Origin of the sequence: Bombella sp. ESL0378, from assembly GCF_009725845.1 — a bacterium.
Taxonomy (GTDB): Bacteria; Pseudomonadota; Alphaproteobacteria; order Acetobacterales; family Acetobacteraceae; genus Bombella; species Bombella pollinis.
In genome coordinates, this window is sequence record NZ_WNIF01000007.1 from 189,689 (window position 1) to 212,503 (window position 22,815).

At 52.9% G+C, this 22,815-nt stretch carries 24 protein-coding genes and 1 tRNA gene; 12 read left to right on the forward strand and 13 right to left on the reverse strand.

The window, feature by feature from the left end:
- The first annotated feature begins 85 nt into the window (after positions 1–85).
- Both GM556_RS06070 and cysE read left to right on the forward strand, forming a co-directional pair.
- The gene (locus GM556_RS06070) at positions 86–1,306 is read left to right on the forward strand and encodes an FAD-dependent monooxygenase (protein ID WP_155579571.1); all 1,221 of its coding nucleotides are present in this window, start codon (positions 86–88) and stop codon (positions 1,304–1,306) included.
- Positions 1,307–1,397: 91 nt separating this feature from the next.
- Complete coding sequence (gene cysE / locus GM556_RS06075; RefSeq protein WP_155573748.1) at positions 1,398–2,132, forward strand: serine O-acetyltransferase; 735 nt, start codon at positions 1,398–1,400, stop codon at positions 2,130–2,132.
- Positions 2,133–2,343: 211 nt separating this feature from the next.
- On the opposite strand, the gene GM556_RS06080 is transcribed toward cysE, so the two are convergent.
- Positions 2,344–3,510 (reverse strand): aldose epimerase family protein, encoded by a 1,167-nt coding sequence (locus tag GM556_RS06080; RefSeq protein ID WP_155573669.1) that lies wholly within the window; start codon positions 3,508–3,510, stop codon positions 2,344–2,346.
- A gap of 355 nt (positions 3,511–3,865) precedes the next feature.
- Between GM556_RS06080 and GM556_RS06085 the strand changes: the two genes are divergently transcribed.
- The 4 genes from GM556_RS06085 (at position 3,866) to tgt (ending at position 7,624) form a co-directional block, all read left to right on the forward strand.
- Positions 3,866–4,633: a VacJ family lipoprotein gene (locus GM556_RS06085; RefSeq protein ID WP_155573749.1), complete on the forward strand. Its 768-nt coding sequence runs from the start codon at positions 3,866–3,868 to the stop codon at positions 4,631–4,633.
- A gap of 49 nt (positions 4,634–4,682) precedes the next feature.
- Positions 4,683–5,288, forward strand: coding sequence for a phospholipid-binding protein MlaC (locus GM556_RS06090; protein WP_230873309.1), 606 nt, complete (start codon positions 4,683–4,685; stop codon positions 5,286–5,288).
- Positions 5,289–5,369: 81 nt separating this feature from the next.
- Entirely contained in the window at positions 5,370–6,434 is a 1,065-nt protein-coding gene (queA, locus tag GM556_RS06095) for a tRNA preQ1(34) S-adenosylmethionine ribosyltransferase-isomerase QueA (protein WP_155579572.1), read from the forward strand.
- A gap of 41 nt (positions 6,435–6,475) precedes the next feature.
- Positions 6,476–7,624 (forward strand): tRNA guanosine(34) transglycosylase Tgt, encoded by a 1,149-nt coding sequence (gene tgt, locus GM556_RS06100; RefSeq protein ID WP_155573751.1) that lies wholly within the window; start codon positions 6,476–6,478, stop codon positions 7,622–7,624.
- A gap of 19 nt (positions 7,625–7,643) precedes the next feature.
- Here the strand turns inward: tgt and GM556_RS06105 are convergent, their stop codons facing one another.
- Together GM556_RS06105 and GM556_RS06110 are read right to left on the reverse strand one after the other, a co-directional pair.
- Positions 7,644–8,738, reverse strand: coding sequence for a purine nucleoside permease (locus tag GM556_RS06105; protein WP_370513601.1), 1,095 nt, complete (start codon positions 8,736–8,738; stop codon positions 7,644–7,646).
- Positions 8,739–8,765: 27 nt separating this feature from the next.
- Positions 8,766–10,295: an adenosine deaminase gene (locus GM556_RS06110; protein WP_230873310.1), complete on the reverse strand. Its 1,530-nt coding sequence runs from the start codon at positions 10,293–10,295 to the stop codon at positions 8,766–8,768.
- A 118-nt stretch (positions 10,296–10,413) separates the two neighbouring features.
- Between GM556_RS06110 and GM556_RS06115 the strand changes: the two genes are divergently transcribed.
- Entirely contained in the window at positions 10,414–10,662 is a 249-nt protein-coding gene (locus tag GM556_RS06115) for a ribbon-helix-helix domain-containing protein (protein ID WP_099026877.1), read from the forward strand.
- Between the two features lie 98 nt (positions 10,663–10,760).
- Positions 10,761–11,594, forward strand: coding sequence for a TerB family tellurite resistance protein (locus GM556_RS06120; RefSeq protein ID WP_099026878.1), 834 nt, complete (start codon positions 10,761–10,763; stop codon positions 11,592–11,594).
- An 11-nt stretch (positions 11,595–11,605) separates the two neighbouring features.
- Here GM556_RS06120 and GM556_RS06125 read toward each other — a convergent pair whose 3' ends face one another.
- Positions 11,606–13,183: a Do family serine endopeptidase gene (locus GM556_RS06125; RefSeq protein ID WP_230873311.1), complete on the reverse strand. Its 1,578-nt coding sequence runs from the start codon at positions 13,181–13,183 to the stop codon at positions 11,606–11,608.
- A 161-nt stretch (positions 13,184–13,344) separates the two neighbouring features.
- Between GM556_RS06125 and GM556_RS06130 the strand changes: the two genes are divergently transcribed.
- The 3 genes from GM556_RS06130 to GM556_RS06140 all read left to right on the forward strand — a co-directional run bounded on the left by GM556_RS06130 (position 13,345) and on the right by GM556_RS06140 (position 14,901).
- Positions 13,345–14,484, forward strand: a complete 1,140-nt coding sequence (locus GM556_RS06130; RefSeq protein ID WP_155579574.1) for an Mrp/NBP35 family ATP-binding protein — start codon at positions 13,345–13,347, stop codon at positions 14,482–14,484.
- Positions 14,485–14,539: 55 nt separating this feature from the next.
- On the forward strand, positions 14,540–14,740 hold the full coding sequence (locus GM556_RS06135; protein WP_155573675.1) for a hypothetical protein: 201 nt from the start codon (positions 14,540–14,542) through the stop codon (positions 14,738–14,740).
- Between the two features lie 86 nt (positions 14,741–14,826).
- A tRNA-Thr gene (locus GM556_RS06140) sits at positions 14,827–14,901 on the forward strand.
- A 195-nt stretch (positions 14,902–15,096) separates the two neighbouring features.
- Here the strand turns inward: GM556_RS06140 and GM556_RS06145 are convergent.
- The gene (locus GM556_RS06145; protein WP_099026882.1) at positions 15,097–15,477 is read right to left on the reverse strand and encodes a hypothetical protein; all 381 of its coding nucleotides are present in this window, start codon (positions 15,475–15,477) and stop codon (positions 15,097–15,099) included.
- A gap of 217 nt (positions 15,478–15,694) precedes the next feature.
- On the opposite strand from GM556_RS06145, the gene GM556_RS06150 reads away from it, so the two are divergent.
- Complete coding sequence (locus GM556_RS06150) at positions 15,695–16,201, forward strand: phosphate-starvation-inducible PsiE family protein (RefSeq protein WP_155579575.1); 507 nt, start codon at positions 15,695–15,697, stop codon at positions 16,199–16,201.
- On the opposite strand, the gene GM556_RS06155 is transcribed toward GM556_RS06150, so the two are convergent.
- The 8 genes from GM556_RS06155 to GM556_RS06190 all read right to left on the reverse strand — a co-directional run bounded on the left by GM556_RS06155 (position 16,189) and on the right by GM556_RS06190 (position 22,799).
- A complete protein-coding gene (locus tag GM556_RS06155) occupies positions 16,189–18,015 on the reverse strand; it encodes a carbohydrate porin (protein WP_230873312.1) in 1,827 nt (608 codons plus the stop codon). The genes GM556_RS06150 and GM556_RS06155 overlap by 13 nt on opposite strands.
- Positions 18,016–18,146: 131 nt before the next feature.
- On the reverse strand, positions 18,147–18,944 hold the full coding sequence (locus GM556_RS06160; RefSeq protein WP_155579576.1) for a hypothetical protein: 798 nt from the start codon (positions 18,942–18,944) through the stop codon (positions 18,147–18,149).
- A gap of 126 nt (positions 18,945–19,070) precedes the next feature.
- Entirely contained in the window at positions 19,071–19,430 is a 360-nt protein-coding gene (locus tag GM556_RS06165; RefSeq protein ID WP_155579577.1) for a hypothetical protein, read from the reverse strand.
- Between the two features lie 28 nt (positions 19,431–19,458).
- Positions 19,459–19,782 carry a chemotaxis protein CheD gene (locus GM556_RS06170; protein WP_230873313.1) on the reverse strand — a complete coding sequence of 108 codons (324 nt, stop codon included), beginning with the start codon at positions 19,780–19,782 and terminating at the stop codon, positions 19,459–19,461.
- A gap of 134 nt (positions 19,783–19,916) precedes the next feature.
- The gene (locus tag GM556_RS06175) at positions 19,917–20,306 is read right to left on the reverse strand and encodes a response regulator (protein WP_155573680.1); all 390 of its coding nucleotides are present in this window, start codon (positions 20,304–20,306) and stop codon (positions 19,917–19,919) included.
- 81 nt (positions 20,307–20,387) lie between these two features.
- Positions 20,388–21,434, reverse strand: a complete 1,047-nt coding sequence (locus GM556_RS06180; RefSeq protein WP_155573681.1) for a chemotaxis response regulator protein-glutamate methylesterase — start codon at positions 21,432–21,434, stop codon at positions 20,388–20,390.
- Between the two features lie 4 nt (positions 21,435–21,438).
- Positions 21,439–22,272, reverse strand: a complete 834-nt coding sequence (locus tag GM556_RS06185; RefSeq protein WP_155579578.1) for a protein-glutamate O-methyltransferase CheR — start codon at positions 22,270–22,272, stop codon at positions 21,439–21,441.
- Positions 22,273–22,277: 5 nt separating this feature from the next.
- On the reverse strand, positions 22,278–22,799 hold the full coding sequence (locus GM556_RS06190; protein WP_155573683.1) for a chemotaxis protein CheW: 522 nt from the start codon (positions 22,797–22,799) through the stop codon (positions 22,278–22,280).
- Between the last annotated feature and the right edge of the window lie 16 nt (positions 22,800–22,815).

Consider the following 22,815-nt stretch of genomic DNA (forward strand, 5'->3'; position numbering starts at 1 on the left):
AAAGACCCGCCCCTCTGGCAAAAAAGCCACCCTCTTGGAGGGGCCTCCAGCCCTCTCTTTGCAGGCCGGGAAGGATACATGGCTTATGCGTACAGATTACGACCTCTGCATTAATGGTGGTGGCCCTATCGGGGCGACAATAGCGTGCTTATTGGCGCAAAAAGGCCTCCGCATCCTTCTCCTAGAGCGCGCACCTCTCTCCCCCACGCCAGACCAAAACCCTGATGGTCGCGCCTATGCCCTAGCCGAGGGTGTCCGCCCTTTATTAGAAGAGGCTGGTATCTGGCAGGCCCTGCCCCTACCACCGCAGGCAATTACGACCATCCATGTCACAGATAGCCAAGGGCGAGTCCCCGCAGCCTCCCGCAGCACTCTTGCTGATGGGCTAAGCTTTACCGAGGAGGATGCCCCAGACCACCGCCCTTTTGGCTGGATGGTCGAAGCACATAACCTCCTCGCTGCTATTGCTAGCACCCTCACTTCTCAACCGGGGCTGGATGTACGCGCCCCCGCTACAGGGCAGTTCCAGTTTACGCAAGATGAAGCCCGTATCACGCTCTCAACGGGTGAAACAGTCTCCGCAGCTTTAGTCATCGCGGCTGATGGACGCCAATCCCGCTTACGCCAACAAGCCGGAATCGGCCTAACGCGCATCCCTTATCATAAGACGGCCCTTGTCAGCGTGTTAGCTCATACGCTGCCTCATCATGGTAGTGCGCTGGAGAACTTCCTCCCTCAAGGCCCCTTTGCCCGCCTTCCCCTCCCCAGCATAGAAGGCCACCCCCACCGCTCCGCCATTGTATGGACCGACCGCGCTGAACGAATCGCCCATTTCACGAGCCTTGCCCCACATCATTTTGCCCATCTCATTAAAGAACGGCTTTGTGGCGAGGAGCTTGGATCACTGGAGCTTATCGGCACGCATTGGACCTACCCACTCGCCTCCCAATATGCCCATCGCTATTACGCCACACGGCTGATTTTAGCGGGAGATGCCGCCCATGGCTTGCACCCTGTTGCAGGGCAGGGGATGAATCTTGGCTTTCGTGATGTCCGCACGATCGTTGCGCTATTGGGGGAGGCCTTCGCCCATGGGGAGGACCTCGGCTCCCCTTCCTTATTACGGCGTTACCAACAGCTAAGCCGCCCCGGTAATCTTGCCATGCTCGCTGGATGTGACATGATGGAGCGTCTTTTCAGCACGGATGTCCCTTTCATTCGCCATGCCCGCCATGCAGGGCTTATGGCCTTACGGCGGCTCCCAACCCTACGGCAAGGGTTTGTCCGGCGCGCCATGGGTTTATAATTCTAAAGGCATATCTTTTATGGCCGGTTTTCTTGACACATTCCCACAATCCTCCTCTGAGCCACGATTTTTAGCTGAGTTTTGGGCTATCATGCAGGCACAAGCGTGTTGCTGCTCTGATGCGCTCATCCAAGATCTCTTTGCGGTGAATATTTGTAATCATGGAGATTTTGCCTCTGCTTTAGCCTCGCTCCTCAGCACAAAGCTGACTGACCGCGCCATGACCGAGCCAACGCTCATGCGCCTCATCACCTCTACATTAGAAGATGACCCCACCATTACCCGTGCCGCTGCTTCGGATATTGTCGCCACATTTCAACGGGACCCGGCATGCCCGGACCTCGTAACGCCTTTTCTCTTTTTTAAAGGCTTTCAAGCTCTGCAAGCTCATCGCATTGCTCATCACCTCTGGCGCGTTGACCGCAAGCCGCTCGCTTATCACTTTCAAAGCCGTGTGAATGAGAAATTCGGCATCGATATCCATCCCGCAGCACAAATTGGCCAACGCATTACCATCGATCACGGCACGGGCATCGTCATAGGCGAGACAACCATCATTGAGGATGACGTCTCCCTTTTTCAGAATGTTACCCTCGGCGGAACAGGGAAAAATAGCGGCCAACGCCACCCTGTCATCCGGCAAGGCTGCATGATTGGGGCAGGGGCAAAAATACTCGGCTATTTAGAGATTGGGGCTCATGCCCGCGTTGGGGCTGCCTCGGTTGTGCTTGGCAATGTCCCACCACGCTCTACCGCTGTAGGCAACCCTGCCCGCATCGTCCGTTTTGGCGATATGGACCAAGACTTCTTAAATTACCAAATCTAAACAACATCCCCCACTTATCCCCAGTTTCGGGGATAGGTTGGGGCATCATCCTGTGTGTTGCAATGGGAGAAATGTGGATAAGATTTCACGACTCCCCAAAAACCGCCCCATGAGGCTGTGCGCTCTTTCCTCCAACAAAAAAGACTGACGTGATGGAGGACACCACGCCAGCCTCTCTTTTAGTCAGTGAGCTGATAAGCCCCCTTCCCTCTTATTGATGAGAGAAATGGAAGCTCATAGAATAATCGTAGGTTTGCCCCGGTTTTAGCTCAATGCTGGGGAAGGACGGCGTATTAGGGCTGTTGGGGAAGAACTCCGGCTCGAAAGCAAGCGCATCACCCTGCCGATATGTCTTACCCGCCAGACCATAATATGTGCCGTAAATATGGTTTGAAGAATAGAACTGCATCCCCGGCATGTTGGTGGAGACTTCCATCACACGGCCAGAATGAGGGTCTGTCACACGGGCCACAACGCGTTCTACATCACCCGCTTTGGACGGCCCATTAAGGACCATGCATTTATCATAACCTGTTTGAGGCAGCATCTGCGGGTGCGGCTGACGTAGGCCATCGCCAACACGGCGCGGCTGACGGAAGTCAAACGGTGTGCCATCAACAGCGGCAAGCTCACCTGTCGGAATGGATTGTGCATCTGTCTTGAGGTAATGGTCCGCATACATCTGCACAATCTCATCATCCACAGCGCCAGATCCCTCACCATTGAGGTTCCAATAATTATGTGTGGAGAGATTCACAACAGTCGGAGCATCCGTTGTCGCTTGGAAGTGCAGGCTCAGCGTATTATCGGAGCGCAGACGATAAATCGCATGTGTTGTCAACGTGCCGGGGAAGCCTTGGTCACCATCAGGGCTAACCACCTTAAACTCCACATAAGCACCGTCAGCATCAACACCTTTGCGCTCGATTGTCCAAAGCTTCTGAGCAAAGCTGTTAGGCCCACCATGAAGGGTATTTGTCCCTTCATTAGTGAGGGTATGATACGTTTTCCCCTCCAGCGTGAAGGAGCCATTAGTAATACGATTCGCCACGCGACCTAGCACAGCCCCGAAGCGAGGGTCTCCATTATTGCGCTCATATTCCCCAATATTAGGGAAGCCAAGCACAACATTACCAAGATGGCCGTTCTTATCGGGGACATCCATTTTATGAATGGTTGCACCATAGGTCAGCAAAGTAACCGTTACGCCGTTATCATTGCTGAGGGTGACTGCTTTTACTTTCTGCTTGTCGGAAAGATGCCCCCAGTCCTGCACACTAACCTTAGGGTGCGCCACAGCCATACCAGACAGAGCCACACTGGCGGCTAAGGCACTAGCCGATAAAAGCCAACCACGGCTTTTTAGAAAACGGGGCATGTAATTTCTCCCACTCCAGAAAAGATAAACCCACCCTGAGCAGCTCCGCCTATGACAGAGGGATAATCCACACCAAGGTAGGCACTCATCTCAACGCTTAACGATGCAAAAATGCAATACCCTCTTTTCTATTACAATTCTGCTATGCGAAAGGGGTAGGCAAGGCCAAATAAGTAACCTATGTTCACTTGGCGCAGGTTTTATAACCTGCCATAGATAAGAGTCTTAATGCGTTACAGTCCCGGCCCGTTCCCGTTTGGGCATTTCCCCTTTCCACCTATAGGGGAGATACCTCCCATAGCCGGGCCTTAAAAGAAGCAGGAGCGGCAACAACATGGCGTGCAAAGGCAGCACAATGCAGCATCACAAGGGCAAAAAAGCTGCCCTGTTCACACTGGTCGGCTGCCTTACTTTATCGTCTCTTGCAGGATGCACCGCCAAGCCCCCTAAAGACCCTGATGAGTTAGCTGACTATAAAGCTGCAAATGATAAGTTTGAGCCTTTTAACCGCAAGATGTTCAACATCAATATGTGGGTGTATCACAAAGCTCTGCGCCCGGTTGGACGTTTCTGGCAGAAGCATGTTCCCCAGCCCATCCGCACCTCGGTTGCGACATTGAATGAAACATGGCGGGAGCCTGCGGTCTTCTTCTCCGATGTTGGGGCAGGGCGTCCCCGCCGCGCTGGTGATGCGTTTATGCGCTTCCTCCTAAATATGACAACGGCGGGCTTTTATGACGTTGCCAAACATTTGGGCTATAAGCAGCATGAGACAGACCCCGGCATGGTCCTTGCCCTCTGGGGGGTCAAGTCCGGTCCGTATCTCTTTCTCCCCGGCTTAGGGCCAAGCAGCTTCCGCGATGCGGCGGGCTATGCGCTGGGTCAGGGGCTAACACCAATTAACTATGTGCCCAGCGGTTATGGGCTTATCAGCTTCAACTGGGGCTATAACATCCTTGGCACATTCAATACCTTCGCCGATAATACAGACCAGCTCGACCAGCTAGAACATCAAAGCCTAGACCCTTACGCCTTCATGCGGAGTGCATGGCAGCAGCAGCGTCAGAGCCAGATTGATGCCCTAAAGGCCGATCACCGCGCTACAACGCCTGACTGGTACTGACAATCCCGTCCTCACTAAGGACAGCCCTTTTTAGAAGGATTCCCCACACATGATGCTCCGTCAGCTTACACGCCGCACCATTTTGGGAGCTGCCAGCCTACTCGCTCTCGCCCCCATGTTGGCATTCGCCGCACCTTCCAGCGAGGAAGCGAGTGCGTTCGTTAATGATTTTGGCGGGAAGTTAGTCGCTGTTATGAATAGTAACACGACATTGGATAAAAAACGCAACGCCCTCCTCCCGCTCCTGCGTCAGAATATAGATGTGCAAGGGATTGGGCGGTACTGCCTAGGACGTTTCTGGCAGCAAGCCACGCCAGAACAGCAAAAGATTTATCTTGAGTTGTTTGAGGATGTGCTGCTCAATGCTGTAACCGCCCGGATGGGAGAATATGAGAATATCTCCTTCCGTTTGGTCGATAATGTCGCTTCCCCCGCAGGGCAGAAAGTGACGCTCCAAATTAGCCGTCCCAATCATCCTTCTGTGATGATGACAGCCGTTATTGATGGCGAACCTCCCAAGGTTGTGGACCTCTACGGCGAGGGCGCAAGCATGCGGATGACCCAGCGCAGCGATTACACCGCTTACCTCACACGCCACGGCTATAAGGTGCAGGCTCTTATTGATGCGCTAAAACATCAGCTTGGCCGCCAATAAAGCGCAGCACATTATGATGTTCCAACATAAGGGGGCGTTCGGCCCCCTTTTCGCTAAGCATCCCTGCTTTCTTCACATCGCATGACAGACGAACTCTCCCTCTACGACTTCACCCTCCCGCGCGACTCTATCGCGATCGAACCCGCCCGCCCGCGTGATACGGCGCGTCTCCTCCACGTCATTCCCCCCGCCCTTACAGGAACAGAGCAGGCCCGCCTCACCCTCCACCACATCCATAACCTCCCAGACCTGCTAAAAGAGGGCGACCTCCTCATCGCAAATAATACAGAGGTCATCCCTGCTAAGATGGAAGCCCGCCGGGGCGAGGCTCGCATTGGCATCACGCTCGACCGCATCTTACCAGAGGGGCAATGGCACGCCCTTGCCCGCAATGCGCGTAAATTACGCCCTCATGATACACTCCATTTTGAGAATGACCCCGTCACCGCCACCATCCTCACCAATGAGGGCGATGGAGCGATTACCCTTCGTTTTTCAGTTGAGGGGGATGCGTTCGATAGGTTTTTAGAACGCCGCGCAGCTCTGGCCCTGCCACCTTATATTGCTCGCCCTCATGGCCCCACAGAGGCGGATGCGCATGATTATCGCACCATTTTCTCCCGCTTTCGTGGGGCTGTAGCCGCCCCAACGGCGGGACTACACTTCACCAATGACGTCTTAAAAGCCCTCACTGCCAAAGGAATCGCGCAGGAAACACTCACCCTCCATGTCGGGGCGGGGACATTCCTGCCTGTTCGCAGTAGCATTGCCGAGCATAAAATGCATGCTGAATGGGGGCATATCACCCCAGAAACGGCCCAACGAATCAATGAGACGCGTGCCCGTGGGGGCCGTATTGTCGCCGTGGGAACGACAAGCCTCCGCCTCTTAGAGAGTGCGGCTGATGAGCATGGACTCATTCACCCTTGGCAGGGGGAGACATCCATTTTCATCAAGCCGGGCTACCGCTTCCGCGCTGTTGATGCGCTGCTCACAAACTTCCATCTACCACGCTCAACCCTCTTTATGCTGGTGTGCGCCTTTGCAGGGACGGACACTATGCGCCACGCTTATCATTACGCCATCACCGAGGGATTACGATTTTACTCCTACGGCGATGCTTGCTTATTGGAGCGCACCCCATGACACCCTCCACCCCTCGCCCAACCCTTACCGCCTCCGAGCATATGCATTGGCAAAAGGAGGCCCAATCTGGGCAAGCCAGAGCGGGGTGGCTGCACACACGCCACGGCAGTGTCCCCACCCCAACCTTTATGCCTGTTGGGACGGTCGGGACGGTCAAAGGCATTACGATGGATAATGTGCGGGCTACCGGGGCTGGTATTGTGCTGGGCAATACCTATCACCTCATGCTCCGCCCCACCGCAGAGCGCGTACAACGCCTAGGGGGCTTACACCGCATGATGGATTGGCCAGGGCCTATCCTAACCGATTCTGGTGGCTTCCAAGTCATGTCCTTAGGGCCATTGCGTAAGATGGATGAAGATGGCGTGACCTTCCGCTCCCATATTGATGGCAGTGCCCACCGCCTCACGCCTGAAAGCTCGACAGACATCCAATATAAGCTAGATGCCACCATCACAATGGCCTTTGATGAATGTCCTGCCCTCCCCGCTACTAAAGAGGTGCTAGCGGCCTCCATGCAGCGTTCTATGCGATGGGCAGCGCGCTCCCGCGAGGCATTTATCGCCCGCCCCGGCTATGGGCAATTCGGCATTGTCCAAGGTGGGACAGAGCCCGACCTACGCGCAGAATCCGCCCGCGCCCTGCGTGACATCGGCTTTGAGGGCTATGCGATTGGCGGCCTCGCCGTGGGGGAAGGGCAAGAGCTGATGTTCTCCACGCTGGATTATACAACCCCCCTCCTCCCTGAGGACCAACCACGTTATCTCATGGGTGTTGGCACGCCTGATGACCTCTTAGGAGCCGTTATGCGTGGCTGCGATATGTTCGATTGCGTCATGCCCTCCCGTGCTGGCCGTACTGCCCGCGCTTATACCGAGCGCGGGACATTAAACCTCCGCAATGCTCGCTTTGCTGAAGATACACGGCCTATCTCGCCAGATGATGATAGCCCTATGGCAGGCCGCTATAGCCGCGCTTATCTTCATCATCTTTTCCGCGCGAATGAGATGTTAGGGCCGATGCTCCTCACCCTTCATAATCTCGCTTACTATCAACGGCTCATGCGCCAAATTCGCGCTGCGATTATAGCGGGCACATTAGAGCAAACCGCAGCCGAACTCCGCCAAAACTGGGCCAAAGGCGATTGGAGCGAGGAGGAATACCCCATGCCTCGCTACCATCAAGATTAACTCTCCCCCTCTTTTAAGGTTAGGGGACATGCTCCTTATACCGGGCCCAATCTGTCGCTAAGTGCCGCACAATGGGGCTGGCAACACGATAAGCGGCGTCCGTTGCGGCATGAAGGCCCGGTAGATTTTCCTCATGCGCGGCATTGGCCAACATCGTCGCGGGGGTAACAGCGGTGGGCGGCATATCAAAATTGCTGGCAGTCCGTAGGATAAGGATACGCTGCGCATCCACACGGCCCGCTTTCGCTTGCAAGGCCAAAGCTTGGCAGAGGGCAATATCTTCCTCCGCTGTTGTCACCATCTCCCCTTGATGGTCCGTCCAATAAGACACCCACCGCTCTGCCCAACGATTCATCCGCGCCCCGAGCCAATAAGTCTCGCTAGAGATGGTATCGCCTATCATCACATGAGGGGGCTTTAGAGCCTCGGGAAAGTCTTGATAAACATGACGATGGGCCTGTAAGGCTGCGTTATCAGGCAAAGTTATGGCCTTTGTGTACTCATACGCCCATTGCACCAGAGAAGGCCGTAATTGATACGCCATATCCCCCGCGATGGAATGAAGCGGCGGGCGGGGGTACTCATCAGGTACATGCCCTTGGAGAGGCGTAAAGCCATCCGGCCAATCGGCTGGTATTTCACGTGAATCAATAAGATGTGCAGCCCCACCATTGACCACATAACGCGCCCAAGCGGCCGAGCCGAGGCTTGCTTTATATGGGTTCACCCCCGCAATCCCAGCTAATATGAAATAAGCATGACGGAGGTCAAAACGAGGGTCTAACGCTAAAGCCGTAATGGCGGCGGCCATATGGCTGGGGCCTTCCCCGCTTACAAGCCCCAACACATGGTCCTGCGCGTTATAGCGCAGCACACCATGCTCCGTCCCCGGTGCAGGGAAGCTTTGCTCCAACGGGTAACGCTCCACCCAATGTTGAAACTCCCCCGGCATATCGCCTCTATCCTGCCCAAGCTCAAAGGTCGTCACCACCACAACGCGCACCTCCAGCGGCGCGGCCTGCGCGTGGGCTTTAACCCCTATTCCTACCCCAGCTATGACGCCCGCTAGCATAACGCCGCAAAACCGTCTCATCCTGCTACAACTCATGATCATGCCTTCCCTCTCATCATCACACGGCCCTTATGGTGTAGAAGTCAATAAAGGATTTGCCATTATATCGGCCTCAAAGTGATGAAAGGCCGCCTCTAACTGCCATTGCAACTTGGCCTTTAAACTCCGCTGTAGAAGGCGGGTGCAATCAGAGGCGATATTATCAGCCCGCCCCCACTCTCCACCCCCTGCACAGGAAGGCACAATCTGCCCCGGTTGCCGCCCTACCCATAAGCTCTCCCCCGGTAGGAACCCATATTCCAAACTCGTGCGGGAAAGCTGAATAAGAGTCGGATAATCCAGATGATAAGCCAGCACGGCCCGCATATAATCTTGCGTTAAATCACTACGCGAGACGCCTTCATCATCGGTGGAGAGGGCCACAGGCACACCCGCATAACGGTAAAGCGGGAAAGGATGGCGCGCGCCCTTAACGGACAAAATCTCATCATTACTGGTGAGATTCACCTCCACTAAAATCTTCCGCTTTGCCATCTCATGTAGCAACCCTACCGGGTCGCGCTCCCACAGCACATCCACCCCATGGCCAATACGCTCCGCCCCTGCGACCTCAATCGCCTCACGGATATGATGGTCCAAATCCGCCGCAGGCACGAGAGACGGTGTTACCTCCCCTGCATGAAGGCTCAAATGCGTGCCGGGGTAGCGTTGATTGAGATAATGGAACATCTGCATATGCAGGTCGTAATCACGCAGGGCGATGGGGTCATCCTCTGGGGCTACGATATTCACCCCCACAAAACGCGCATCCTGCTTAACGCTCTCATAAGCAGCCACAAGCTGCGTCCATACAAAAGGCGCAGGGAAAATGCGTAAAATAGAATAATGATAACGTATCGTCACGCCACACCCAGCTGCGGCATGGCTGGTGCCACATTGCATCACAGCATGGGCGCGGGCCTCCATCGCATCCACAGCCTGACGCGAGAGCGCGCCCATCTGGCCCAACGCAGGACGCAGAGCCTCATAAGCGGCTTTTAAATCAGCAGTATTTTTAAGGGGCGGTAAGGAGGCCTTGTGCATCATCTCCCCTAAAAGGGGGAAGGAGAGCGGGGCAATTTGTAGCTCTACATAATGCACATGGTCACGGGCGGCTTGATTGGCTGCCTCGGCCAACATATCGCCTTGATGAGCCTGATCCACCACAGCAAACCGCAAAAAGGTCGCAAAGAAATGGTCATGACCGGAGCGATCCTCCCCCGTTGGCACATAATGCCGCATGGAAAGCGCATTGACCATCTTATCCCACGCTGCGGCATTATCCACTAACAAAGCCGCCTGTATCTGCCCCGCTGCCGGATGGGGGCATGGTTTAGATAGAATCGTTTGCTCTGTAAGCGAAACACAAAGCCCATCCTGCGCGGCCCATTTTAAAAAGCTTTCCGCATATACCGCACCAGAGAGATGATTATGCAAATCCGCCCCTTTGGGGAAGGCTCGTAAGAAAAGCTCCAGCCGCACAGGGTCACTTTTAAGCGACTCAAATAATGCAGGGACCGAGGGCACACCCGCCGCCGCATAAGCTGGGTGAACCATCATAATAATAAGGCAGGATAAAAGCTGTAAGACTCTCATAGCCCTATCATGGCGTCCCTACGCGTAACTGACAAGAAAATCCCCTTCCCCCATACGGCACGACCTGTCACTATCTCCTCTTATGCAGCACAACCCAACAGCGTATCGCCTCCAAAAACGCAGCCTCAGCCTATATGGGCATAGGACCTCCATCGCTTTAGAAGCAGAGTTTTGGCAAGTGCTGGAGAGCATGGCCCGCCACGCCCAATGCCCCTTGGCTACCTTTATCGCTAAGCTTGATACAGACCGCCCACCAGAACAATCACTGGCCTCGCTCTTGCGCCTTTCCGCCTTACGTTTTGCCCAACACCAGCATCATACACCCCCCTAACGCGCTGCGCTTTCATCACGCCTATTATACGCTCTTACCTATTCCCGCTGCTCTAATCTCCATGATAAGCTGACCTGGCTCGAATCACGGAGGCGGCGATGGCTTTCTGGGGAAAGATGTTTGGTGGGGTAGCCGGTTTTGCCGCTGGCGGGCCGGTCGGTGGCCTTCTTGGGATGATTTTAGGGCACCTTACCGATACGGATAAGATTCTCACCCCGCCTTCTGGCACATGGGGGGATCGCTTCCCCACCCAAGGGCGGCCAGACCCCCATAATGCTGCCTTTTTTACAGCGGCAAAACTCGCGGCTCTTTTTGGTAAAACAGACCAGCTTTACGGGCTGGGGGTCGTCACCCTCTCGGCCAAATTGGCCAAAATTGACGGCCCCGTAAATCGGGCAGAAATTAACGCATTTAAAGCGGCATTTCGCTTCCCAGCGGAGAATCAAAAGGAAGTCGGCCTCCTTTTTGACCGCGCCCGCGAACGGACAGATGATTTTGAACTATACGCCCAAGAGCTTGGCCGTGCCTTTGCCGATAAGCCCGAACCGCTAGAAAGCCTGCTGACCGTCCTCTTTCGGATTGCGAAAGCTGACCTCCCCGCTGGGGCGGAACTTCACCCCTTAGAGCAAGACTTCCTCCGCCGGACTCATCGGGCCTTTCGCCTTTCCGCCCGTGTATGGGAACGCGCAGAGACAGGCCAAGCCCGTGCTGCATCGACCTCCTCCGCGGCGGATTGTTACCGCATCCTCGGCATTAGCGCACAAGCCAGTGATAGCGAGGTCCGCACCCGTTGGCGCGTCTTAATCCGTGAATATCACCCTGACCGCCTCGCCCAACAACCCATGACCGACGCTCAGCGCAAAGCCGCGCAAGAGCGCATCGCGCGCATCAATGCCGCATGGGACCAAATTAAACGCGATCGCGGTCTATAACCGCCACGACGTTACGGCGTGACTCCCAGCGGGAGCGGCACCCAGCGCAGGCCCTCTTTATCCTGCACAAGCAGCAGAATATCCGTCCGTTTCAGCTCCCGTGCGCGGTCAAGAGCGTGTTGTAACGCATCTGGCGTATTCACCTCTTGTTCCCCCACTTGGAGAATCACATTCCCCTCCGCCATCATACGGCTCGCAGCAGGGCTGCCATCAAACACACGCAACACCAATACACCGCGCTGACTATCACTCAGCTCATATTGTGTGCGGGCTGTCTGGTCGATGACCCCGAGCTTCAAGCCGAGGTCATGCAGTGTTTTTACAACATGCTCAGGCGGGTGCGTATCGGAGGGGAGCGGGTCTTTCTCCTCCGGGTTTTTCCCTAACGTGAAGTCCACCACCTGATACGCCCCACGCCGCCATAGGGTGAAACGAACATGCTCCTTCGGCTCATGCCCTGCAACAAGGCGTGGCAATGTTTGACCTGTCACGGGTTGGCCGTTTAGAGCGGTGAGAATATCACCAACCTGTAACCCTGCCTTTTGAGCAGGACCATCCTTCACAACCTCTGCTACAATGGCCCCTGTCCCCCACATCTTCCCCGTTGAATCCCCCTCTTTATGGAAGGAGAGGTCCTCTGCCATCGTCCGCGTAACATCCTGATACCGCACGCCCAACCAGCCCCGGCGTACATAACCCCTCTGCCGTAATTGGGCGATAATCCCACGCGCATCATCAGCGGGGATGGCAAAGCCAATACCAATCGAATCCCCGCCTGAGCCCCCATAAATCAGCGTATTAATGCCAATCACTTCCCCTTTCAGGTTAAAGAGTGGCCCACCAGAATTACCATGGTTAATAGCCGCATCAGTCTGGATGAAATCATCATACAAACCGTGGTCCACATTGCGCTTACGCGAGGAGATAATCCCCGCTGTCACCGTACCGCTCAACCCAAAAGGATTACCAATGGCTAAGACCCAATCACCAATCCGGGCCTCATCACTACGGCCTAACGGGACAGAGGGTAAAGGACGATCCGCCGTGACCTGCAACACCGCGAGGTCCTCTTTACTATCCCGCCCTACAATCCGCGCGGGATATTCCGTCCCATCGGAGAGGGTCACGCTAACTTGCTGTGCATTCTCAATCACATGATTATTCGTCACGACCACACCGGAAGGGTCGATGATAAAGCCTGAGCCTAAAGCCTGCACCTGCCGCTCCGGCTTACCATCCTCATGCCGATGATGGAGATAATCATGAAAAAACTTCTCCAAGGGCGAACCGGGGGGAAAAGGCGAGGATTGCGGCCCGGCGGGGGCACTCCCATCGGGGCCTTCTGGCTGATGCTCATCAGCATGGATAACGCTGGAGACGGAAATATTCACCACCGCAGGCAAAAGCCTATCCGTTAAGGCTGCAAAGCCGGGCATCATCGCCGCCTCATGCGCTGCGCGTGCCGCCCCGGCCTCCCGCGCGGTCGTCATAGGCCCTGTAGCAGCGGGGGCCTCCGTCCCTGCCTCCCCTTGCGCCCATGCCCTATGAGACGGCACCATCACACCAGAGAGGAGCGCACATGACACCATGCAAGACAGCCATGCACGCGAAGATGAAAGAAGAGAAGAATACATGAATCGGCTCATGTGATAGAAACTACCCCACCACGCGCTGGCCGTCATCCTTCCAACGCGTTTGTTTATGTTTTTTTGCCTCATGAGGCAGTTTTATGCACGAGAGACCTTGCCCCATGACTGCTCAAGACGACACAACCACCCTCACGCAGCACATCACAACACTGCTTGAGGCCCATCATTTAGCCCCTCATGCCACAATCGAGGCCCTAACCTTAGAGCATAGCCATGCTCATCTCATTCTACGCATCACCGCAAAAGGCGCGCCTCTTTTGCATAAAAACCGTCAAGCTTTTGAGGACGCTATTACGCATCATCCGGCTATCGAGCGACTCACATTATCTCTGACAGCCCATCGTTCACCGTCCACCAGCCCATCACAAGCGGCCCCTTCTACAGGTGGCCATCGCCCACTCGCTTTAGGTGAACGCCCTAAACCCGGCTCTACAAATCATGCCGCCCCACCAGAGGCATACTTGCCAGAGGTAAAAGCCGTCATCGCTGTGGCCTCTGGCAAAGGGGGAGTTGGTAAATCCACCACGGCCGTCAATCTCGCTTGCAGCCTTGCGCGGCTGGGCCTGAAAACCGGCTTGCTTGATGCCGATATTTACGGCCCCTCCCTCCCGCATATGTTAGGTGAAACCCAAAAACCCATAGTGGACCATGGCAAGCTCCTCCCGCTTGAGCGTTGGGGGCTTAAGACCATGTCCATCGGCTATCTTGTTGAGAAAGAACAAGCGATGATTTGGCGTGGCCCCATGGTCATGGGAGCCCTCACTCAATTAATGAGCGATGTCTCGTGGGGGGCGTTAGACGTTCTCATTGTGGACCTCCCCCCCGGTACGGGTGATGCGCAACTCACCCTCACACGGAAATTATCTGACAAACTACAAAAGGGCGGGGCTGTGATTGTCTCAACCCCCCAAGATATTGCCCTGCTAGATGCCCGCCGTGGCGTGACATTATTTGAGAAAATAGGCACGCCCCTTTTAGGGTTGATTGAGAATATGTCCTATTTCTGCTGCCCTCATTGCCATGAGCGAACAGACCTCTTTGGCCATGGGGGCGCAAAGGAAGAAGCAAACGCCCTTAACATCCCCTTTTTAGGTGAGATTCCTTTGCTGCGCGACATCCGATGCAGTGCCGATGAAGGCACCCCCCTCGTCCTGCGCGAGCCTGACAACCCCGCCTCGCAGGCTTATACAGCCATCGCCCGCCACCTAAAGGACCAGCTCAGCCACCATGACGCGGCGTGATGTTGTTATCCATTTTTTGGTATAAAACGCCCATCATCTTCTGAAAGCATAGTTTATGGCCTCTCTTTATTCCCCTCATAAATGGCTCCTCGTTATCAGCCTTACTATGATGTGCGTTAGCCTTACGGCCTGCACCACCCATCAAGAGGTCGCTCATCGCGGCCTCTCCTCAGATGGGTACGGCTTTGTCGCCAATGGCCCCGTCCTCGCCCCGCCAGAGCATCTCACCCAGCATCAAGGCCCCGCCGCACATTAAGCTTTGCCTTAAAGCTGCGGCTATTTCTCCGTTTTTGCATTTTCCCTCTTGATTTCACTCTCCAAAAATGAGATGAAGCCTCCGTCGCCGGATTAGCACAGTGGTAGTGCAGCGGTTTTGTAAACCGAAGGCCGGGAGTTCGAATCTCTCATCCGGCACCATGATTCCCCACCATTCTGCTGGTTTTTATGGCATCGCGCTAAGCGCGTAGGACCTATGGAACGTATAAAGCGTATCTAAGGCCGGATAAAAGCCAACATACTTTTCGAGAAGCCAATTTTATCAGAGTCGCTTGGCACCTGCCTCCCCCCTTAAAAATAGGGGAGGCAGGTGCCGTTTGTGCCGTACTAATGCTGTTACCGCTTTAACAATTTGCCATATGTCTCATTCGCTGCGGCCTCAATCGTCATTGTGGGATTAGAGCGACAGACGCTATCAAACACAGAGATAATAACATCGCTAGATGTCACCTTATTGATAAGCAGCTCTTTCCCCGTTGCAGCGGCCATAGCGTTATCAATGCCAGTTATTGCACCCTGCACCCAGCTATACACCAAAGGCTTTGCCATAGGGTCTTTGCTGTTTAAGTGGAACTTACAATGTTTCAGACCAATACCCACAACAAGATGCTGCGTTTCAGCATGTTGTATATCCACCTGCTGTGCATCCGCAGCGTGTGCCGCTACCGGGGCAGATAAAGGCAGAAGCAGAGTGGCACATAGTAAAAGACGTTTCATTCTCTTAACCTCCAAAAACATACCCGATAAGCGTTACGTTATTTCACGCACACTATCTAGCTCTTTCTAAAAGCAGCAATAAAGAGCAAACCAACATATTTTGCTCCCTCTGCTTGTGATATAAAGCCTTTCCTCGCCATAATATGATGGTTATGACATGACATAATCGCCCTATATAGGCGTCATCCCTACACAGATTAAAGGCTTTTGCCGTTTCATGAAAAACACCTTCCCCGGTTTCATCGGGCTTGCCCGTTTATTTGATCTCTTTGAGGGGGGAGCTATGCTCATCCTCTCCCTCTGCATCACCATTGTCGCCTGCTTAGGGTTGCTGCATGTCGTAGTGGCCGTTGTAAAGCTGGTGCTTCATGCAGGCTTACAACCTACAGACCCCGCTATATTGCAGGAAGTCTTCGGCCTCTTTTTCACAGTGCTAATCGCTTTGGAGTTCCGCCACTCCATCCTCGTCCTACCAAGCTCGGAATCTCAGGGGATGATTCGTATGCGTTCGGTCTTGCTCATCGGCATGATGGCCGCGGTACGTAAGTTCATCGTGCTGGACCTTAACGGTGTCAATGTCCGCGAACTGCTCGCCCTCTCCGCTGCTGTTTTATCACTTTCTGCAGCTTATTGGCTTGTCCGGGGTAAGGCGATGGCCCGTGTTGATGCCACAATCCCTCCACCCTCACAGACAAGCCAAGACACGCAACCTCAGAAGAACTGAACGTGTGATTTAAAGCCAAGCATCGCCGCATCTTTTAAAACGCGCTGCATGCCGGGGTTAAAGTAATATTGGAAGTCCGGCGCGAAGGTCACACCCCGCATGACATGGATACGGTATGTGGCCTCCAGCGTACTCCCCCAACGCTGCACCCCATAAGACCCCCACATAAGCGGGGCCCCGCCAGAGGAATAATAAGGGCTGCCCGCCGCTGGAGCCATGCCATGCTCCACCTGGAAACGCTGCGCCGCCCGTGTGGAATGACTAGAACCTGTGTAAGAGAAAGATACACCCACCGTATCAAGCGGGCGCGCACGCCAAAAGCCAGTATCAACCAACCCAAAAGCGTATAATTTACCGCGCATGGCAACATCTGGCTTGTTCCAATACGCATCAAAGAAGGCAATCAAACCCCCTTCCACCGTATCTTTGGTAGGATGGCGGATAATCATCTGGTCGGCCAAGAACCACATACCCCAGTTGAAGTTACGGCGAATCCCTGTCCCCGGCACCGCATCCCCAACGCCATTGCAGGTCGGGCAATTCGGGATTCTCATCATCGTTTGTCCAGCATTACGGCGGTTAGGGGGATTATACACACCGAGATAATGGTCTGATGTATCAGGCGCAAAACCGACTTTATAATGGCCAGATAAATGCGCTTTACCGAACTCTGGCTCCCAACCGAACTCAATAGGCGTCAAGACACCACTAATCATCGCACCATTAAACTTAAAACCGGTTCGGTTCTCCTGCACACCGTAAATGCCGCGCTCTGGGAAATACACACCAACCTGAATATACGTACTATTTGTTGGCCGTGCCCGAATACGCGCCGCCCAGTTTGTCCCCGGATAAGAGGAACGCACATAGTTATCCGTCACAGCCTTCGGGTTACCGCAGAAGGCATTATTCATAAAGTTACAGTAAAGTGGGCTATTGGCAAAGTCTGTATTGCTGGACATCCGCCCCATAGCAATATTCAGACGCCCACCCCATAATGTTTCTTCCCCATAAAAATGGACAAGATGGAACACGACGTTACCGCCACCGCCATAGATTTCCTGACTGGGGTTTGTATTATCCCCAAACATCTTACTTGCGGAAATACCATAACGCCCCACGCCAATAATATGAGTCTCAAAGCCACGAATACCGGCTAATTTGTACCAATCAATATCATTTTCAAAACTATATTGCCCCGCATTGGAGGAACCCTGCTTTAAGCCCAATCCTTTGGTCGGGCTGGTAATCGCCCCGGCAAACTCGTTCGTTGTATCAACCATAATAGCAACGCCACGATCCCGCAGCCAATGGTTCCACTTCATCTGTGGTAGCAAGGCCTCTGGGTGGGGCAAAGGTGGGCCAGATTTGCTCTCCGGGTCACCTTCATGCAACGGGATATTCACCCGCTCTAGCAATTCTTTTCCATTTTCCCCAAAAACCCCAAACTCCTCCTTAGGGTAATTGGAATAAGGCTGCGTCTTCATCCCCATATGACGCATAAAAATCTGCGCTGTATGCTCTGCCGTTTCCCGCTGTGCTTGAGCCGATGCCAGAGGGGGAGCTGTATGCAAGGGCGGAGAGGTATGTTGACCGCCTTTTTTAAAGAGATATTCCATTTGCCCCGCTTTTGTCTCAGGCTGAATGGTTTTACCTGCTACCTTCATCACGGGCGACACACCTTTGGGAGCAGAGTAAGAAAGCGCATGCTCATACGCTGCTGGCTCCCCCGCAGCCCATAAAGGCGAAGCAGTCGCACAGAAGCAAAAAGTCGCAGTAAAACAACGATATAACGCTGAGAAAGATACGCTCATATAGTCAACGCTTCCCTATCGGCCAGCCTCATTAAAAAGATAGGCGCATTTTATGAAAGAATATTAATCACGTCTATATGAGCAGATAATCAAGAATAACTTGTCACTACTTTGTCACAGTGTGGGAAAAACTACTGCCCTTCCTTACCGTTTTCCTCCCCCTCCGCTTGGAAAAACCGTAACGAACGCACCAGAATAGCTCGGCATAATGCCTCTGGGTCCATCGGCAAATAAGATAATCGTTCATCCGAACAATGTCTCATCATATCGACCAATCGCGCCATAATACCCGGCTGCTCTTTTATATAGGCTTCCACATTAGCTGTGGCCCCTTTTTTTATACAAGCAAGTTTCTCAATAACAAATCTGCAAATAACCAAACGTATTTTCTCTAAAAACTCATTAGAGAAAATACCTATACGCGATAACCATGTCGCTAAAATATTAACCCAAACACCAAGTGACAATGCTTTAACATCATGCTTTGTTAGATCATAAATACCAGTACTTGGACGGTATGGTAATGAATCAACAGCCCATGCAGCAATATCAAAACACGCAGCCAATCGCCCTGTATCAAAAGCTTCTTCTACCGGGCAATGCTGAAAATTATCCACCGCGATGAAGGAAACAACCACCTCATCATCACTATCCAATGCCATAGGGTAATACTGCAACACAGACCGGTAAATATCATCATTACCGCTCCCATCATGCAGCCCTACAAGGCATCGCTTCTCCTCCCCTAACTGCTCTGTCCCCGGGAAAGACCAAACCCCTGTAAGAATAACAGGCAGCATCCGCACCCCAAACCCTACTAACGCCGCAGCCTCGCGATACCCCACTAAAAAGCGCGCAGCCTCATCACTCATATAGCCTTGTTGTTGAAACACAGCCCCATCAGCTGTTGCTACAATGATGCCAATCACGTCACTCTCTCTATCCCCTCCCAACCAAACGGCTTTAAGGAGAAATGATGAAGGAAATCCTCGACCCATTCATCTCTTCATAAACACATACTGTACCCACCTAAAACATAATGCTATAAAATATCGTTAAAAGAGTGTAACATCACCATGAATTTCCTTATCATTCAAATCTTTACCATGATTTAAAATATGTCTTACCTGCGAGAGGTGAACATCTTTAAGAATAGAATCAGATGAATAATTTAAATTATCTAAATTAGCCATCGAACATCCCATGCGCTTTAATACAGAGCGTACGGCTTCTATCTCTTGCGTTAACGCGTCAAGTTCTTGCAGGCGTTCCATTTGCTCTGCATTTAAGTTCCCAGTTGCAATGTAACGAGCGACCGCCTCTTGTACATCAGATAGTTTATGACAACTATCATCCAACACCATGGCTAGACGTTGCACTAAGGCAGCTGCCTGTATGATAGTCCCTTTGCTCATGCTCGTGCCTCCATATACTCATTTTACATCAGCATTTATGCTGCAATACTTTTCCCGTTGTAGGCCAAAACCGGATACGGCGTACTTTATGCCCGCCAAGACTATAAGCAACGCAGTGCAGATGCGTCCGCTTTACATAATCCCATAAGAAATCAACATTCTTTTGCCCGATATCACTGGCTACGGACAAAACCGACGCCCCACCAAACGCCTTACATTCAAGACGTTCTCTTACACAGCCCGCTTTTATCAGACGCTCTATAAGGTGATTCATGGCATTAACCCCATAAAGATACGCTGTGCTAGAGCTTGACCCGACACAATCCTCCCCCGGTAAGAGAAAATGATTCATCCCTCCTACCCCCGCATATGGGTCATACATGCACACCGAAATACATGAACCAAGCAAGGTGCTAAACACGACAGATGAATCATCCGAAACCGCTAGCTCCCCTTGTATCAAGGTCATGATATTCAGTGGCGATATCACCTGATAGGCCCAAAGACTTTTTCCAACGTTTCCTTCAGCTTTGCCAATGTATAAGGCTTTGCTAGAAAGTTATTGACCCCTGCCGACACAGCCTTTTGTACTAGGCCCGCATTAGCCTCCCCTGTAAGGATAATAAAAGCTAATTTGGACGTCTTCGGGTTAGCGCGCACAGCCTCTAATAAGGCTAAACCATCCATACCCGGCATGTTAAAATCAGAAATAACAAGATGAACCGGGTGGCCCTCTAAATACTCTAAGGCTTCTTTGCCATCTTTACGTTGCACAACACCTTTAAAGCCAATCTCTGCCATATGGCTGGCCAATACCTGCCGAATAGAGGCTTGATCATCTACAATTAAAGCTCGAATCTGAGATGCGGACGGCATTTTCTAACCCTTTCTGCCCATTAAATCATCAATCATAAAAACAACTATAGCATTATGCCTTAGCGTGCCCGGTTTACAGCCTCACTGTAACCCCATCGCAAAGCGTGCAATCTCTCCCAAAGCCACTTCATGCTCTACAGCTCCCAACTCTGCCGCAACACGCGGCATGCCATAAACGACAGAAGATGCCTTATCCTGCCCTATTGTCCTAGCCCCCGCTTTACGCATAGCTAAAAGGCCATCAGCCCCATCACGCCCCATCCCTGTAAGGATAATCCCCAAGGCTTTCTTCCCCACAACCTGCGCTATGGAATGAAACAAACTATCCACCGCTGGACGATGCCCGCCCACCGGCGCACCATCTCTTAAGCGCGTTACATATTGAGTACCTTCCTTCCCCACAATGAGATGCTTGCTCCCACCGGGGGCAATACGCACCATCCCTGGCGTTAAGGCTTCGCCATCTTTCGCCTCTGCAATAGAGAGCTGAGGAATGATGCTATCTAAGCGTTGGGCAAAGCTTGCTGTGTAAAGAGACGGCATATGCTGGCATACCACAAGCGGCGGACTATGCGCGGGGAGGTCTTTTAACACCTCCTCCACCGCTTCCACCCCACCGGTGGAAGAACCAATCCCCACAAGGCCAAAGCTTAAACGCCACGCCTTAGGCAACGGCATTTTTACCATGCTCGGTTTTGCCGAGAGAGGATTCTCAGCCCGTTGATGCCACAAACCGGGGCGAGACTGTGCAGCCTCTAAAACAATTTGCCCCAGCCCCGCAAAGGACTCCCCAGCACAATCTTGCTTGGGGAAACATTCAAACGCGCCCATTTGTAACGCCGTAATCGCTGTATTCGCCCCTTTTGTCGTCATGCTAGAGACCATAACAACAGGAATAGGCCGCAGACGCATAATCTTTTCTAAAAATTGAAGGCCATTCATCCCCGGCATTTCAATATCTAGCGTAATAACATCGGGTTGATTCTCAATAATCATATCCCGTGCCTCAAGCGGATTAGACGCAAGGCCGATGACCTCAATTTCTGGATATTTGAGAAAAGAGCGTTTTATCAGCTCCCGTGCGGTCCGCGAATCATCAACAATAAGGACCTTGATGCGCTCCTTCATGCTCTTAATTCCTCTTTCTATAGATGGTTGGGGCTACAACATCCAACTGACATGCGGTTGTACAATCCACCCGCTCGGAATGACCCACATAAAGAAAGCCACCGGGAACAAGCCGCTCGGCAAGACGTTTCCAAAGCGCATTGCGCGTTTCGTCATCAAAATAAATCACTACATTTCGGCAGAAAATAGCATCAAACTGACCATGAAACGGCCAAGCTCGATTCAAATTAAGCGACCGAAACGTCACAAGCCGGCGAATATCTGCCCCCATAGTGAAGGTGTCATCCCCGGCTTGCTGCATATAGGTCTCCCGCCAACGCTGTGGTACAGCTTGGAGGTCCTCTGCCCTGTATTCTCCCTTACGTCCTGTCTCCACAACAGCATGATTAATATCTGTTGCAAGAATCCGCATATCCCAACGTGGTGCATCAGGGACACGCGCCATGACCGACATAGCCATGCTCCAAGGCTCTTGCCCGGTAGAGCAGGCCGCAGACCACAACCGCCCCCGCCCCCCTTGGCGTAAAGAAGCCCCTAATTTTGGCAAAAGCTCTGTTTCCAGATGCTCAAAATGAGCCTTCTCCCGGAAGAACTGCGTCACATTTGTTGTAAGAACACAGATTAACTCTTGTAGCTCTGCCCGACCCGCTTGGGAGGTCACATAGTCCAGATAATCGCGAAATGACTCCCCGCCAGTGGCACGGATGCGGCGGGACACACGGGAGAACACAAGGCTCCGCTTAGAATGAGGAAGATGAATCCCCGCCTCCAAACGCGCAATCTCCTGCACACGGTGAAAGTCCGTTGCGGAGTACGCAAAGCTATCTGGAACGTCCATGACGCTTATGACACCCCATCTGTATGGATAAGATTAGCCCCCAATAAGCGCGCTAATAATGTATCTAATTGCAGAATACGGATGACACGCTCATCAATACTCACAAGACCGCTTAATTCCGCAGCACCACCATCAACAGAGATGGGCTGTATCTCATCTAAGATAATATCTGTAATGCCAATTACACTATCAACCAACAGCCCGCAGGTCGTTCGGCTTGTACTATCCTCAATAATGATAACAACCCGCCGCTCATTCCCCTCTTGCATCTCTGTCCCTAAATAACGAGCGAGATTAACAACAGTTACGATATTCCCGCGAATATTAATGGCCCCCTCTACATAAGCAGGGCAATGCGGCAAATACGTTGGGGCTTCAAACTCCCTTATCTCGCGAATGCGGAGGATAGGAATACAATAACGCTGCTCCCCCACAGTGAAGATAATCATCTGCTCTTTTCCCGTAGGAGCATGCGCCACAACCCCGGTCTCTTTTGAGGGGGCTTGTCTATTAGTCGTTACGGGCATCTTTCTCCACCTTTCT

Coding starts and splice junctions, on each gene's coding strand:
- GM556_RS06115 (WP_099026877.1), top strand. CDS start 10,414: ATGCAGCACAACCCAACAGCGTATCGCCTCCAAAAACGCAGCCTCAGC.
- tgt (WP_155573751.1), top strand. CDS start 6,476: ATGCATTGGCAAAAGGAGGCCCAATCTGGGCAAGCCAGAGCGGGGTGG.
- GM556_RS06185 (WP_155579578.1), bottom strand. CDS start 22,272: ATGGACGTTCCAGATAGCTTTGCGTACTCCGCAACGGACTTTCACCGT.
- GM556_RS06130 (WP_155579574.1), top strand. CDS start 13,345: ATGACTGCTCAAGACGACACAACCACCCTCACGCAGCACATCACAACA.
- GM556_RS06165 (WP_155579577.1), bottom strand. CDS start 19,430: ATGAGCAAAGGGACTATCATACAGGCAGCTGCCTTAGTGCAACGTCTA.
- queA (WP_155579572.1), top strand. CDS start 5,370: ATGACAGACGAACTCTCCCTCTACGACTTCACCCTCCCGCGCGACTCT.
- GM556_RS06080 (WP_155573669.1), bottom strand. CDS start 3,510: ATGCCCCGTTTTCTAAAAAGCCGTGGTTGGCTTTTATCGGCTAGTGCC.
- GM556_RS06170 (WP_230873313.1), bottom strand. CDS start 19,782: ATGAATCATTTTCTCTTACCGGGGGAGGATTGTGTCGGGTCAAGCTCT.
- GM556_RS06090 (WP_230873309.1), top strand. CDS start 4,683: ATGATGCTCCGTCAGCTTACACGCCGCACCATTTTGGGAGCTGCCAGC.
- cysE (WP_155573748.1), top strand. CDS start 1,398: ATGCAGGCACAAGCGTGTTGCTGCTCTGATGCGCTCATCCAAGATCTC.
- GM556_RS06135 (WP_155573675.1), top strand. CDS start 14,540: ATGGCCTCTCTTTATTCCCCTCATAAATGGCTCCTCGTTATCAGCCTT.
- GM556_RS06120 (WP_099026878.1), top strand. CDS start 10,761: ATGGCTTTCTGGGGAAAGATGTTTGGTGGGGTAGCCGGTTTTGCCGCT.
- GM556_RS06145 (WP_099026882.1), bottom strand. CDS start 15,477: ATGAAACGTCTTTTACTATGTGCCACTCTGCTTCTGCCTTTATCTGCC.
- GM556_RS06190 (WP_155573683.1), bottom strand. CDS start 22,799: ATGCCCGTAACGACTAATAGACAAGCCCCCTCAAAAGAGACCGGGGTT.
- GM556_RS06180 (WP_155573681.1), bottom strand. CDS start 21,434: ATGAAGGAGCGCATCAAGGTCCTTATTGTTGATGATTCGCGGACCGCA.
- GM556_RS06175 (WP_155573680.1), bottom strand. CDS start 20,306: ATGCCGTCCGCATCTCAGATTCGAGCTTTAATTGTAGATGATCAAGCC.
- GM556_RS06125 (WP_230873311.1), bottom strand. CDS start 13,183: ATGGTGTCATGTGCGCTCCTCTCTGGTGTGATGGTGCCGTCTCATAGG.
- GM556_RS06150 (WP_155579575.1), top strand. CDS start 15,695: ATGAAAAACACCTTCCCCGGTTTCATCGGGCTTGCCCGTTTATTTGAT.
- GM556_RS06105 (WP_370513601.1), bottom strand. CDS start 8,738: ATGATCATGAGTTGTAGCAGGATGAGACGGTTTTGCGGCGTTATGCTA.
- GM556_RS06085 (WP_155573749.1), top strand. CDS start 3,866: ATGCAGCATCACAAGGGCAAAAAAGCTGCCCTGTTCACACTGGTCGGC.
- GM556_RS06110 (WP_230873310.1), bottom strand. CDS start 10,295: ATGATGGTTCACCCAGCTTATGCGGCGGCGGGTGTGCCCTCGGTCCCT.
- GM556_RS06155 (WP_230873312.1), bottom strand. CDS start 18,015: ATGAGCGTATCTTTCTCAGCGTTATATCGTTGTTTTACTGCGACTTTT.
- GM556_RS06070 (WP_155579571.1), top strand. CDS start 86: ATGCGTACAGATTACGACCTCTGCATTAATGGTGGTGGCCCTATCGGG.